Genomic DNA, 12,635 nt, shown 5'->3' on the forward strand with positions numbered 1-12,635 from the left:
GGCCTTCTCCGTGTCGGTGTCAGACATGACGGCTATCGCAACCGGCAAATGGCAGATGGAGTGAGGATGACCAGGGCCAATGTTGAGCACGCACCGAATTGCGATATCGTCATCGTCGGCGGCGGGTCGGCCGGGTCGTTGCTCGCCGCGCGGCTGAGCGAAGATCCGGGCAGCCGCGTTCTGCTGATCGAGGCAGGCGAGGAGGCGACAGATCCCGATATCTGGAACCCCGCCGCCTGGCCGGCACTTCAGGGCCGCAGCTACGATTGGGACTATCGCACGGAGCCGCAAGCCGGCACCGCGGGCCGGGTGCATCATTGGGCGCGCGGGCGGTTGATCGGCGGCTCAAGTTGCCTGCACGCGATGGGCTACATGCGCGGTCATCCTTCCGACTTCCAGGCCTGGGTCGACGCGACCGGGGATCGCCGATGGAGTTGGGATAAACTTCTGCCCGTTTTCCAGGCTATCGAAGACCATCCGCTTGGTGGCGACGGCATTCACGGCAAGGGTGGGCCGTTGCCGATCCATTTGCCGGCGGACGAAGTCAGTCCACTTGCTCGCGCCTTCATCGAGGCAGGCGCATCGTTGGGTCTGCCTCGCCTTGAAGGCCACAACAGCGGAGAGATGATCGGCGTCACCCCGAACTCCATGAACATTCGCGACGGGCGCCGGGTTACGGCGGCGGACGCCTGGCTCACAAAGGCGGTTCGAGGCCGCGAGAACCTGACCATCCTCACGGGCTCCCGAGTGGAGCGGCTCAAGCTGGAGGGCAATCAGGTCCGCAGCCTCGAGGTCGTGGGGCGACAGGGTTCGGCCGAAGTGTTTGCGGACAAGATTGTGCTTTGTGCCGGAGCGTTGGAAAGCCCGGCCTTGCTGATGCGTTCGGGCATCGGTCCGCGCGATGTGCTCGATGCGGCGGGCGTCGGCTGCCTGATCGAGATGCCTGACATCGGTCGAAACCTTCAGGATCACCTGCTTGGCGCCGGCAACCTTTACGCGACCCGCCAGCCGGTGCCGCCATCGCGCCTCCAACATTCGGAATCGATGGCCTATATGCGGGCTGACAGCTTCACCGCTGGCGGGCAGCCTGAAATTGTCGTTGGCTGCGGTGTCGCGCCGATCGTGTCGGAACGCTTTAAGGCACCCGCCGCCGGCACCGCCTACTCGCTGCTGTTCGGCATCACCCATCCGACGAGCCGCGGCAGCGTGCGCATCAGCGGGCCTGAGCTCGGCGACCGGTTGATCATCGACCCGGGATACCTGCAAACTGATCGGGACCGCGAACGGTTTCGCAGAGCACTTGAGGCAGCACGGACCATCGGGCACAGAGAGGAACTCGCCGGCTGGCGAGAGCGCGAACTCCTGCCAGGAACGCTGAACAGTGAGGCCGAGATGGACGACTTCATCGCGCGATCGGTCATCACGCACCACCATCCCTGCGGCACCTGCAGAATGGGCAGGGACCCGGACGCCGTCGTCGATGCAAATCTGCGGCTCAAGGCGCTCGACAATCTTTTTGTCGTGGACGCGTCGATCATGCCCAACCTCACCGCGGGACCGATTCATGCCGCGGTCCTCGCGATCGCCGAAACTTTCGCCCGACGGCGCTAAGCCACCGAGGCCGTCGGCTCGGCTGGCAGAACCGTCGGCCGGCGCGCCGCCTTGGCATATTTCTGGGCGATCATGGCGCAGACCATGAGCTGTATCTGGTGGAAGAGCATCAGCGGCAGAACGATCGCGCCGACACCCTGGCCGGCAAAGATCACATTGGCCATCGGCACGCCGCTCGCCAGGCTCTTCTTCGAACCGCAGAAGGTGATCGTGATCTGATCGGCCCTGTCGAAGCCGAGAAGCCGGCTGCCATAGGTCGTCAGCACAAGCACCAGGCCGAGCAGCAGCATGTCGGCGACAACGACCACGGCAATGTCGCGCAGCGAGAACATGTGCCAAAGCCCCTCGGCGACCGCCGTGCTGAAGGCCAGATAGACGACCATCAGGATCGAACCGCGATCGACAGGCATCAGCAGTGTCTTGCGGGAGCGTATCCAGTTGCCGATCCGCGGTTCCAGCAGCTGTCCGAGCGCAAAAGGCAGGAGCAGCTGCACCAGGATCTGGCTCACCGCATCCCACGAAAATCCGCCATGGCCACCTATGGAGAAGAGCAGGCCGACGAGCAAGGGTGTCAGGAACATGCCGAAGATGTTGGAGGCGGAAGCCGAACAGATGGCCGCGGGGACGTTTCCGCCGGCGATCGAGGTGAAGGCGATCGATGACTGCACCGTCGACGGCAAGACACAGAGAAACAGAATGCCAAGGTAAAGCGGCTTGGGCAGGATCGAAGCCGGCAGGTAGCCAAGCGCCAGACCCAGCAGCGGGAACAGGCCAAAGGTCGTCAGAAGGATCACCAGGTGCAGGCGCCAATGCATCAGGCCGGCGACAACGACATCGCGCGAGAGCCTCGCACCATGCAGGAAAAACAGCAGCGCCACGGCAAGATTGGTCGCGATCGCGAACCATCCCGCGAACGTCCCGGTCGCCGGTGCGACCGACGCGAGCGCGACGGTGCACAACAGGAGGATCAGAAAGGTGTCCGGCAGAAAGCGGCGCATGACATGTTCGCTCCAGAGTGGCGACGCCGTCTTTTTACGCATTGCAAAACAAGATACAATGAATAACAGTTATCGTGATTTGGGATACAAATGCTCGATCTGGTCCAACTTCGCAGCTTCGTCACCGTCCAGCAGATGGGAAGCTTTACCTTCGCGGCGGAGAGGCTGGGGCTCGGGCAATCCACCGTCAGCCAGCACATCGGCAAGCTCGAGGCCGCGCTTGGCAGGCAGTTGCTGGCCCGCGATACGCACAAGGTGGTGCTGACGCCAGACGGCGAAGCCCTGCTCGGCCATGCCCGGACCCTGTTGTCGATAGAGGGACAGGTGCAGGCGCTTTTCACCGCGCAGAGGCTGCGGGGCACTTTGAGGCTCGGCGTATCCGAGGACCTGGTGACGAGCCGGCTGCCGCTGGTGCTGGAGGATTTCGTCCGGTCCCACCCATCCGTTGATCTTGAACTGACCGTCGCGTTGAGCGGCGTGCTCTACCAGATGCAGGACAATGGCGAGCTCGATCTCGTTCTGGCAAAGCGCCGGCTGGGCGACCGCCGTGGCCGGCTCGTCTATCGCGAGCCGCTTGTCTGGCTCGCCCGCGATCCGGAACACGTCCTGTCGCTCGCGGCCTTGCCGTTGATTGCCTTCCCCGCGCCGAGCGTCACGCGCAGCATTGCGCTGGAAGTGCTCGAACGGCACCGCATGCCGTGGCGCATTGTCTGCACATGCGGCAGCCTGAGCGGGCTGACGGCCGCCGCCCGTGCCGGCATGGGGGTTCTGGTGCAACCGCAAAGCATGTCGCCCTCCGGCTTGAAAGAGATCCCATCCGGGCGCCTGCCGCCGTTGGAGGATGTGGAATTTGTCCTTATCCCCAGCAAGGGCGCCGACAGGGCGCTCGTCTCGGCGCTGTCGGAAGATATTCTGACCAAGGTGAGAGGTCTGCGCTGACCTATTGCGTTGGGGATGCCGGCGGCGAATTTGACGTTGGACAGAAGCCTTCACGCCCGGAAGCGTCTGGCTGATGCCTCTTAGCTGTTCGGGAGGCCCTGGGCCCCTTGTCCCTGGTGCGTTGTATTTGACATTCTAATATTGACCATCTCAGGCGAACGAAGATACGGATTTGCCATGGACCTGGATCCTTCGACGCTCAATCGGGCGCTGCCGCTGCGCGATCAAATCTATCACAAGATCCGCAATCTGATTGTCGTCGGCCAGTTGAAGCCGGGGGAAGTCATCAACGAGGTGGCTATCGCCGAGGCGCTCGGCGTTTCGCGCACTCCGGTGCGGGAAGCGGTCAAGCGCATCAGCGACGAAGGCCTGGTGACAATCCTGGCACAGACCGGCACCTATGTCGCGCCGATCAGCCGCGCCGACCTGGAAGAGGCCTATGTCATCCGCCGGGCGCTCGAGATGGAAAGCGCCAGGCGCGCCGCCGCCAAGATGACCCCGGCGTCCGCCGAACTGCTGGAGGACAATATGGCGGCGCACAAGCTCGCCATAGCGCGCGGGCGGTATGCCACCGCGATCCAGCTCGACGACGTCTTCCATCGCACCATTGCGGAGATCTGCGGCCTGCCGATGATCTGGCGGGCGGTCGATATCTCCAAGGCACAGATGGACCGCGGCCGCTATCTCGCCATTCCCAAGCCCGGCTACGGCGAACAGACGATCGAACAGCACGAGGCCATTCTCGACTCGCTGAAGCGCCACGATGCCGAGGGCGCCGCGCAGGCGATGGAGAACCATCTCGAGACGTCGCTCCGCAACACACTCGAAGTCGCCGCCGAGCTTCTCGGCTGACGCTCGCCATCGATCGCAGCGGATCAACACATGCGAAGAATGGGACTGTGTATCGGACTGAAGGGCTGAGGCGATCGCTGAATACAAGCGCGTCCATGCGCGATCTGGCCCGAGGAGCTCGCCGTCATCAGCCGTGCCAAAATCCGCACGATTTGCCCTCGGCTTCGTCGGGGAGAACTTCCTCGGCCACCAGCGTCTTCATTGAACGCGTACCTACGTCAGTCGTGCTCGCGTCGTGCGCGGCGTGGCCAGGAGCAGGCTCGTTTCACTGCCCGTTATGCCGGTAATCAGTCGGATGCGCCGTAGCACGGCATCGAAATCGGTCAATGATGCCGTCCCGAGTTCGACCACCAGATCCCAGCGACCGTTGGTGGTATGAATGGTCGAGACTTCCGGGAAGCCGCCCAGTGCCCGGACCACGCGGTCGGCGGCATGGCCCTCGATCTCGATGAGCATGATGCCGCGGATGCGCTGATCGACGGCGTCGGCGCGCAGCACCACCGTGTAGCCGATGATGTCGCCGGACCGTTCCAGCCGCTCCATGCGTGCCCGAACCGTGGCGCGCGAGACGCCGAGATCGATGGCGAGGTCCGACACGCTGCGCCGGGCGTCATGTCGCAGCAAGGTCACGAGCCGTTCGTCCAAAGCATCCATCAGATTACCATTTCGATAAATTCTGCCGCCATTATGATAGGTTATGCTTTGCGGACTGCCAATTGTCTCTGTTCATATTGCCGGCTCGCCATGATCTCCTGTCGACCATTCGAACTTTGGCCGCGGGAAAAACAATGCGTTGCAGGATCGTCGGGGCGCCGGTGCAGGACGGCGCCGGCAGAATGGGCTGCGAAATGGGGCCGAGTGCGCTGAGGACGGCGGGGCTTGCCGAGGTGCTGTCCGGCCTCGGCCACGCTGTCGAGGATATGGGCGCCGTCCAGCCAATGCCGGCGAGGCGCGTCGTGCACGGCAACCTCGCCCTGAAGGCCCTGCCCGAAATATCGGCCTGGACATCCGCCATCGCAGCGGCAGCCTACGCGGCGAGCGAGGACGCCATGCCGATCTTTCTCGGCGGCGACCATTCGATCTCGGCCGGCACCGTGTCTGGCCTCGCCCGCCGCGCCGCCGAGGCCGGGCGCCCGCTGTTCGTGCTGTGGCTCGACGCGCATCCGGACTTCCACACGCTGGACACCACCGCCAGCGGCAATCTGCATGGTGTTCCGCTCGCGTACGCCAGCGGCCAGCCAGGTTTCAGTGGCTATTTCCCGGATCTGCCGGCGGCGGTCGATCCCAAGCGTATCTGCACCATGGGCCTGCGCAGTGTCGACCCGGCCGAGCGCAGCGCGCTCAACCAGGCGGGCGTGACCGTGCACGACATGCGCGCCATCGATGAACATGGCATCGCGCCGCTGCTGCGCGCTTTCCTGGCGCGCGTGTCTGATGAAGACGGGCTGCTGCATGTCAGTCTCGACGTTGACTTTCTCGACCCGTCGATTGCGCCGGCTGTCGGCACCACGGTTCCTGGCGGCGCGACGTTCCGCGAAGCGCATCTGGTGATGGAGATGCTGTCCGACACCGGCCTCGTCTCCAGCCTCGACCTGGTCGAGCTGAATCCTTTTCTGGACGAGCGTGGCCGAACCGCGACGCTTATGGTCGACCTGACGGCGAGCCTGATGGGCCGCCGCATCATGGATCGCCCGACCCGCAGCCATTCCGGGAGCTTTTGATCATGACCACGGCAAAGCTGAACATCGTCCCCTTCGTCAGCGTCGACCGTATGATGAAGCTGGTGCTTGCCATCGGCGTCGAGCGCTTCCTGACCGAGCTCGCCAGCTACATCGAAGAAGATTTCCGGCGCTGGGAGCTTTTCGACAAAACGCCCCGCATCGCATCACACAGCCATGACGGCGTCATCGAGCTGATGCCGACAAGCGACGGGCGGCTCTATGGCTTCAAATATGTCAACGGCCATCCCAAGAACATGCGCCAGGGCTTGCAGACGGTCACCGCTTTCGGCGTGCTTGCCGATGTCGGCAGCGGCTACCCGATGCTGCTCACCGAGATGACCATTCTCACGGCGCTGCGCACCGCCGCGACTTCCGCCGTCGCGGCCAAGTATCTGGCACCACGCGGCGCGCGCACCATGGCCATCATCGGCAATGGCGCACAGTCGGAATTCCAGGCGATCGCCTTCAAGGCGCTGACCGGCGTCGACCGGCTCAGGCTCTACGACATCGACCGATCCGCCTCGCTGAAATGCGCCAAGAACCTGGCTGGCATGGGATTTGACATCACCATCTGCGAAACCGGGCAGGAAGCGGTCGAAGGAGCCGGGATCATCACGACCGTCACCGCCGACAAGCAATGCGCCACCATCCTCACCGACAACATGGTCGGCTCCGGCGTCCACATCAACGCCGTCGGCGGCGATTGCCCCGGCAAGACCGAACTGCACAGGGATATCCTGCTGCGCTCCGACATTTTCGTCGAGTTCCCGCCGCAGACACGCATAGAGGGTGAAATCCAACAGCTTGATCCCGACCATCAGGTGACCGAGCTCTGGCAAGTGATCGCCGCCAAGGTGCCAGGCCGCCGGGACGCCAAGCAGATCACGCTGTTCGATTCCGTCGGCTTCGCCATCGAGGACTTTTCGGCGCTGCGCTATGTGCGCGACCAGCTGCAGGCAACGGGCCTCTACGAGGAGCTCGATCTGCTGGCCGATCCGGACGAACCGCGCGACCTCTATGGCATGCTGCTGAGAGCGGCCATGCAGACCGCGGCATAACAAGAGCCGATTAGATGCCGCGAGCGATCCCGCAGGCATTTGATAGTGACTGCGGGTCTTGTCGAACGTCCCCTCGACGAGATGAAGGGCCATCGACGTTGCCGTCACTCCACCGTCACGGATTTCGCCAGGTTGCGCGGCTGGTCGACGTCGGTGCCCATGAACACGGCGGCGAAGTAGGCCAGCATCTGGATCGGCAGCGCATAGATGATCGGCGAGATGATTTCAGGCACGTCGGGCAGGATGATCGTGTCCATCGTCTTGACGCTCACCTGGGCAGCGCCCTTGGCGTCGGTGATCAGGATGATCTTGCCGCCACGCGCCGCCACTTCCTGCATGTTCGACACGGTCTTTTCGAAAATGCGGTCATGCGGCGCAATGACGATGACCGGCATGTTCTCGTCGATCAGCGCGATCGGCCCATGCTTCAACTCGCCCGCCGCATAGCCTTCGGCGTGGATGTAGGAGATTTCCTTGAGTTTTAGCGCGCCTTCCATGGCCAGCGGGAAATTGGTGTCGCGGCCGAGATAGAGCACGTCCTTGTAGCGCGACAGTTCGCGCGCGATCCGCTCGATCTGCTCTTCGAGCTTGAGCACCTGGTTGGCATAGCGCGGCGCTTCCGAAAGCGCGCGCACCAGGGTCTTTTCCTGTTCCTTCGAAATCACCCCGCGCGCCACGCCGGCGCGCACCGCAAGCGAGGCCAGCACCGACAGCTGGCAGGTGAAAGCCTTGGTCGAGGCGACGCCGATCTCGGGGCCGGCCAGTGTCGGCAGCACGACGTCGGATTCGCGCGCCATGGTCGATTCGCGCACATTGACGACGGCGCCGATCTTCATGCCGGCCTTGCGGCAATAACGCAGCGAGGCCAGCGTGTCGGCGGTCTCGCCCGATTGCGAGATGAAGAAGGCGGCGTCATTGGCCGACAGCGGCATCTCGCGGTAGCGGAACTCCGAGGCGACATCGATGTCGACCGGCAGCCGCGCATAGCGCTCGAACCAGTATTTGCCGATAAGGCCGGCGAGATAGGCGGTGCCGCAGGCCGAAATCGCCAGCCGGCCGATCTTGGCGAAGTCGAACGGCAGGTCGAGCGGCTTGGAGACGCCGGAGACGAAGTCGACATAATGCGCCAGCGTGTGCGAGATCACCTCGGGCTGTTCATGGATTTCCTTCTCCATGAAATGCCGGCGGTTGCCCTTGTCGACCATGAAGGAGGTCGACAGCGACTGCTGGCGCTTGCGCTCGACTTGTCTGCCGTCGATGTCGAAGATGGCGACGCTGTCGCGGCGCACCACCGCCCAGTCGCCGTCCTCGAGATAGGTGATCGAATTGGTGAATGGCGCCAGCGCAATGGCATCGGAGCCCAGGAACATCTCGCCGTCGCCATGGCCGACGGCCAGCGGCGGGCCGTTGCGGGCGCCGACGATCAGGTCCTCATCGCCCTTGAACATGATGGCCAGCGCAAAGGCGCCTTCCAGCCGCTTCAGCGCCTGGTGCGCCGCCTCGACCGGCTTCAGCCCCTTGGCCAGCTCGCGCGCCACCAGATGCGCCACGACCTCGGTGTCGGTCTGCGAGGAGAAGGCATAGCCATCGCGGACCAGTTCGTCGCGCAGCTCGGCAAAGTTCTCGATGATGCCGTTGTGGACGATGGCGACGCCGTCGGAAAAATGCGGATGCGCATTGGTCTCGTTGGGCACGCCATGGGTGGCCCAGCGTGTGTGGCCGATGCCGATCGTGCCGTCGAGCGGCTCCTCCTTGAGCCGGCGTTCGAGGTTGATCAGCTTGCCTTCGGCGCGGCGGCGGGCGAGCTTGCCATGTTCGATAGTGGCCACACCAGCCGAGTCATAACCACGATATTCGAGCCGCTTCAGCGTGGTGAGGATGAGCGGCGTAACCTGCGAATGGCCGACGATTCCAACGATGCCGCACATGGTTTTGCCCCCCTGATCTGCAGAATTCCGGCCTTATCGCCGTAGAAGGCAAGATATCCCTCCTTGATTACGGACTGATCGTTCATTCGAAGGAGCCTACGGCCTTAATCGCGACCAGAAACCGCCATGCTGTGAAGTGGTTCGAGAGGGCCAGGGTCAGGTAGCGGAGTTTGCGTCGTCGGCCGCGTTGAGCCGCCCGACGAACAGTTCGTTCGAATGATGCGCTTCCGTTGGCCCAGGCGCATGTTGAGGCAGCCGGCAAACCAAAACACACCCAACAGCCGGTTAGGCCCGGCCGCCTGATGCCCCCCTACAAGAGGCTGTCGGGCCGCTTGATCTATATGGGGCTTGCACGCGAAAGCGCTCCCGACTGCCTCGCGTGCCGGAAAGCGAGCGGCGCTGGGGTCCACGCGACGAAAAACGTCAAGATGAACACGAGAAGGGTCATCCCGGCACAGGTTAAAAAGGTTGGTGGGGAATGACCGACGACCTCCGAACCTTAGGGCTGTCGCTTACAATTCTCGACGACTCTTCGCCGTTAAAGCGATGAATCGCCGGCACCCGGCATCGTTTGATTGAACGAAGACACCGAACTGATCTCTCGATACAGAAGAAAGCTCAGTCCGCGCCTTGCTGGGTCCAGGCATGCGGAAGGGGGATGCAGGGCATGAAGTTCAGAGATCTGATCAGACGTGCCGACAACAATGTGGAGAAGTCATTCGAGGATCTCGAAGCTGACTTGGCTGATGCCGTCGACGAGTGCCTTGGCTTGGATGACCTGTCGGCGCTGGCAATGGACGATGTCGCGGACCAGCCGCCCATGCCAAACGACAACAGCGAACAGGACGAGAGCGCGCAAACCAAGGATGATGCCGGCAGCGACGATGCCGGCACTCCCGAACCCGTGCGACGGCTGACCTCTCATACGCAGAGCCGTATGGCTGCCTTGAGTTCCTTTGACGGGCTGTTTCGCGATGCGAAGCTCCATTTCGAGGAGATCAACGCGAAACTGTCCGAGATCGCAAGCACACATCAGCTGACCTTTGAATTCTTTCACATCCTTCATGCCGACATTCTCCGCGCCAACGAATTGGAGCTGGCCAATCAAAGCCTGACCGCAGAGCAAAAGAGCCTGTCGGACAAGCTCAATGACCTGATCCGAAGGCATCACGAGCGTGAAAGCATGGTGGAGGCCCTGCAGCAGCGCGAGGCAAGCCTGGTTCAGGACGCCGAGGCGCTTCGTGGCGCATTGGCAGCGGCAAGGCTGGAACTCGTGGAAGCCGCGAACACCAACGCAAGAAGCCAAGCGGAATTCGGAGACCTCACAAACACGCTTGCCGCCGCGACCGTCGAGGCCGACAGGCGCGCGCGAGAAAACAAACTGCTGCGTGAAAAGAACGTCAGCCTGTCGATCGACCTGGAAAAGGCGCTGAAGCGGGAGGACGAGGCGCGGCACAGGCTGGACGCCTTCTCCACGATCCATGCCAACGAAGCCGCGCGAAATTCCGAAGTGCTTGGTGCGCTCGGCAAGAGCGAAAAGGAAGCGGCACGGCTCCACACCGCGCTCGAGGCCGCCCAGGCGAAATTGTCGGAAGTGACGGAAACCGCCAGGATCATGGAGGCGGACAAGGGTGCCGAGCTCGAACGCAGCCGTGCCGAGATCCGAGGATTGCGTTCCGAAATTCAGAATCTCCACTCGCGACTAGAGGTCGCGTCGAACGCAAGCAGCGAGGCCTCGGCCGAGATCGCCAGGCTCAAGCTTCAATGGAGCGACGCGGTGGCGGAAAAACAGGTGGCGGACGAAAGGTTGGCGGCCCTCACCAAAGAGGCCGAGACCGACAAGCTGAACCTTTCGAAGATGACCGCGAATTTCTCACAGCTTTCGCTGCAGCAGGCATCCGATCAGCTACAACTCGATATCCGCCGGCAGGAATGCGAAGACCTGCGAGCCGAAATTGCATCGGTCAACGCCCGGATCAGGGAATTGCTGCCCTATGAGAGGTTCCGTGGCGCCACGAACGCCTTGCCGCATACGAACGATGTGGCCAAGACGCTTCCGGTGGCGGCGGAGCGAGCGGTGCGCACCGCTCGCCGAGTTCGTCGGAGGGCGCTCACCGCGTCGTAGGAGGACGAGCCAGCTGATCATATTTTGCGGCTCGCTTCCAACAGTTCGTCACGTCATTGGCGGAAAGCCCTGGACATCTGATCCGTGAGCGGCTTCAGCAGATAAGACCAGACGCTGCGTTCGTCGGTGCTGATGTGAACCTCCGCCGGCATGCCAGGTTTGAGCACCTTGGCATCGGTCAGGCAGGCCGCCTTGTTCTCGACATTGATGCGCGCCGAGAAATACGAAAGCTGTTTTTGCTGATCCTTGATCAGATCCGCCGAGATGCGCTTGACCGATCCCTGGCAAGCAGGCGTGGTGCCGGCATCGAAGGCCGGAAACCGGATGGAGACGTGCTGGCCTGGACGAACGTCATCTATGCGCGACGGGGGGATCAGAGCGTCGACGACGAGGTTGTCGGTGTCGGGGACGATCATCATGATCACCTCCCCCGGAGCGATCACACCGCCGATTGTGTGGATAGCCGATTCCTGCACCGTTCCCGATTGCGGAGCGCGGATGTTGGTTTTGGTCAGTTCGTCTTGCGCCACGACCTTGCGCTCGCTGAGTTCGGTCTGCTTGGCTTCGGTTTCACGAAGTTCGCTCGTTACTTCACTGCGCCTTTGCTCATCCAGCTGAAGAACCTGCAATTCGGTCTCGCTGACCTTGGCCTGTGCCTCAGCCACCGCCGCCGCCAGGCGTCCTGATTCTCCGTGCGCTCGGGTGGCATCCAATCGGATGTTGCTCAGTCGCTCCTTGGACACCAATTTTTTTGTATAGAGCGCCTGGACATCGCCAAGGTCTCCGTCCAGCAGGACCACCGACTGGTCTTCCGCGGCCTGCTGCGCCTTGAGGCCATCGATCTGGCGTTCGAGTTGCTTCGCGCGGCTTTCCAACTGCGCCTTCTGCCCCGTCAATGCCGTTGCGCGGCTTTCGAAGAGGGTGCGCTCTCCTCTGACCAGCGCAGCCAGCTCCGGGTCGCCCATGCGTTCTTGAAGGCTGGACGGAAGCTGCATTTCCGGCAGGCCTTGTCGCTCGGCCTCCAGCCGTGCAAGCCGCACGGTTGCGCGATCAAGATCCTCGCTGATTATCTGCAGATTGGCCCGTGTCAGCGTGTCATCCAGCCTGGCCACCACATCGCCAGCACGCACATGATCCCCATCTTGCGCGAAGATGCCCCCGATCGTGCCGCCCGTCAGATGCTGGACTTTCTTGATGTTGCTTTCGACCACCACGGTGGCAGGCGCGATCACGGCGCCGGCGATCTTGGTCAACCCAAGCCAAAGCCCGCCGCCGACAACCAACATGGCCGTGACCGCCGCACCAAGGATCAGGTTGGACCTGATATCATCGCGCGCCTCGACCGAATTCGCCTCGACCCTTCGGCTCCCGTTATCGAACGGAGCATACGAGACCATCGTCGC

10 protein-coding genes are annotated in these 12,635 nt (G+C 62.8%); 6 read left to right on the forward strand and 4 right to left on the reverse strand.

The genetic code is table 11. The features are described 5' to 3' along the window. The first annotated feature begins 48 nt into the window (after positions 1 to 48). Positions 49 to 1,611 (forward strand): GMC family oxidoreductase, encoded by a 1,563-nt coding sequence (locus JG747_RS29540; protein ID WP_202360588.1) that lies wholly within the window; start codon positions 49 to 51, stop codon positions 1,609 to 1,611. Here the strand turns inward: JG747_RS29540 and JG747_RS29545 are convergent. After that, entirely contained in the window at positions 1,608 to 2,651 is a 1,044-nt protein-coding gene (locus JG747_RS29545; RefSeq protein ID WP_202360589.1) for a bile acid:sodium symporter family protein, read from the reverse strand. The two genes, JG747_RS29540 and JG747_RS29545, sit on opposite strands and share 4 nt — an antisense overlap. 48 nt (positions 2,652 to 2,699) lie before the next feature. On the opposite strand from JG747_RS29545, the gene JG747_RS29550 reads away from it, so the two are divergent. Continuing rightward, on the forward strand, positions 2,700 to 3,548 hold the full coding sequence (locus JG747_RS29550) for a LysR substrate-binding domain-containing protein (RefSeq protein WP_202360590.1): 849 nt from the start codon (positions 2,700 to 2,702) through the stop codon (positions 3,546 to 3,548). 177 nt (positions 3,549 to 3,725) lie between these two features. Continuing rightward, positions 3,726 to 4,400: a GntR family transcriptional regulator gene (locus tag JG747_RS29555; RefSeq protein WP_064986351.1), complete on the forward strand. Its 675-nt coding sequence runs from the start codon at positions 3,726 to 3,728 to the stop codon at positions 4,398 to 4,400. Between the two features lie 213 nt (positions 4,401 to 4,613). On the opposite strand, the gene JG747_RS29560 is transcribed toward JG747_RS29555, so the two are convergent. Then, complete coding sequence (locus JG747_RS29560; protein ID WP_202360591.1) at positions 4,614 to 5,054, reverse strand: Lrp/AsnC family transcriptional regulator; 441 nt, start codon at positions 5,052 to 5,054, stop codon at positions 4,614 to 4,616. A gap of 134 nt (positions 5,055 to 5,188) precedes the next feature. On the opposite strand from JG747_RS29560, the gene rocF reads away from it, so the two are divergent. After that, positions 5,189 to 6,121 (forward strand): arginase, encoded by a 933-nt coding sequence (gene rocF, locus JG747_RS29565; RefSeq protein ID WP_019860107.1) that lies wholly within the window; start codon positions 5,189 to 5,191, stop codon positions 6,119 to 6,121. A 2-nt stretch (positions 6,122 to 6,123) separates the two neighbouring features. Further along, positions 6,124 to 7,179, forward strand: coding sequence for an ornithine cyclodeaminase (locus tag JG747_RS29570; protein ID WP_038644814.1), 1,056 nt, complete (start codon positions 6,124 to 6,126; stop codon positions 7,177 to 7,179). A gap of 104 nt (positions 7,180 to 7,283) precedes the next feature. On the opposite strand, the gene glmS is transcribed toward JG747_RS29570, so the two are convergent. Further along, the gene (glmS, locus tag JG747_RS29575; RefSeq protein ID WP_202360592.1) at positions 7,284 to 9,107 is read right to left on the reverse strand and encodes a glutamine--fructose-6-phosphate transaminase (isomerizing); all 1,824 of its coding nucleotides are present in this window, start codon (positions 9,105 to 9,107) and stop codon (positions 7,284 to 7,286) included. Positions 9,108 to 9,774: 667 nt separating this feature from the next. On the opposite strand from glmS, the gene JG747_RS29580 reads away from it, so the two are divergent. Then, positions 9,775 to 11,232, forward strand: a complete 1,458-nt coding sequence (locus JG747_RS29580) for a hypothetical protein (RefSeq protein ID WP_202360593.1) — start codon at positions 9,775 to 9,777, stop codon at positions 11,230 to 11,232. Positions 11,233 to 11,285: 53 nt separating this feature from the next. Here JG747_RS29580 and JG747_RS29585 read toward each other — a convergent pair whose 3' ends face one another. Beyond that, positions 11,286 to 12,629: an HlyD family type I secretion periplasmic adaptor subunit gene (locus tag JG747_RS29585; RefSeq protein WP_120145542.1), complete on the reverse strand. Its 1,344-nt coding sequence runs from the start codon at positions 12,627 to 12,629 to the stop codon at positions 11,286 to 11,288. Positions 12,630 to 12,635 lie beyond the last annotated feature (6 nt).

The sequence above is a fragment of the Mesorhizobium sp. 131-3-5 genome (assembly GCF_016756575.1).
Taxonomy (GTDB): Bacteria; Pseudomonadota; Alphaproteobacteria; order Rhizobiales; family Rhizobiaceae; genus Mesorhizobium; species Mesorhizobium jarvisii.

Excerpts from the sequence above, each read along its gene's own strand:
- JG747_RS29540 (WP_202360588.1), top strand. The coding sequence starts at position 49 with ATGGCAGATGGAGTGAGGATGACCAGGGCCAATGTTGAGCACGCACCG.
- JG747_RS29545 (WP_202360589.1), bottom strand. The coding sequence starts at position 2,651 with ATGCGTAAAAAGACGGCGTCGCCACTCTGGAGCGAACATGTCATGCGC.
- JG747_RS29550 (WP_202360590.1), top strand. The coding sequence starts at position 2,700 with ATGCTCGATCTGGTCCAACTTCGCAGCTTCGTCACCGTCCAGCAGATG.
- JG747_RS29555 (WP_064986351.1), top strand. The coding sequence starts at position 3,726 with ATGGACCTGGATCCTTCGACGCTCAATCGGGCGCTGCCGCTGCGCGAT.
- JG747_RS29560 (WP_202360591.1), bottom strand. The coding sequence starts at position 5,054 with ATGGATGCTTTGGACGAACGGCTCGTGACCTTGCTGCGACATGACGCC.
- rocF (WP_019860107.1), top strand. The coding sequence starts at position 5,189 with ATGCGTTGCAGGATCGTCGGGGCGCCGGTGCAGGACGGCGCCGGCAGA.
- JG747_RS29570 (WP_038644814.1), top strand. The coding sequence starts at position 6,124 with ATGACCACGGCAAAGCTGAACATCGTCCCCTTCGTCAGCGTCGACCGT.
- glmS (WP_202360592.1), bottom strand. The coding sequence starts at position 9,107 with ATGTGCGGCATCGTTGGAATCGTCGGCCATTCGCAGGTTACGCCGCTC.
- JG747_RS29580 (WP_202360593.1), top strand. The coding sequence starts at position 9,775 with ATGAAGTTCAGAGATCTGATCAGACGTGCCGACAACAATGTGGAGAAG.
- JG747_RS29585 (WP_120145542.1), bottom strand. The coding sequence starts at position 12,629 with ATGGTCTCGTATGCTCCGTTCGATAACGGGAGCCGAAGGGTCGAGGCG.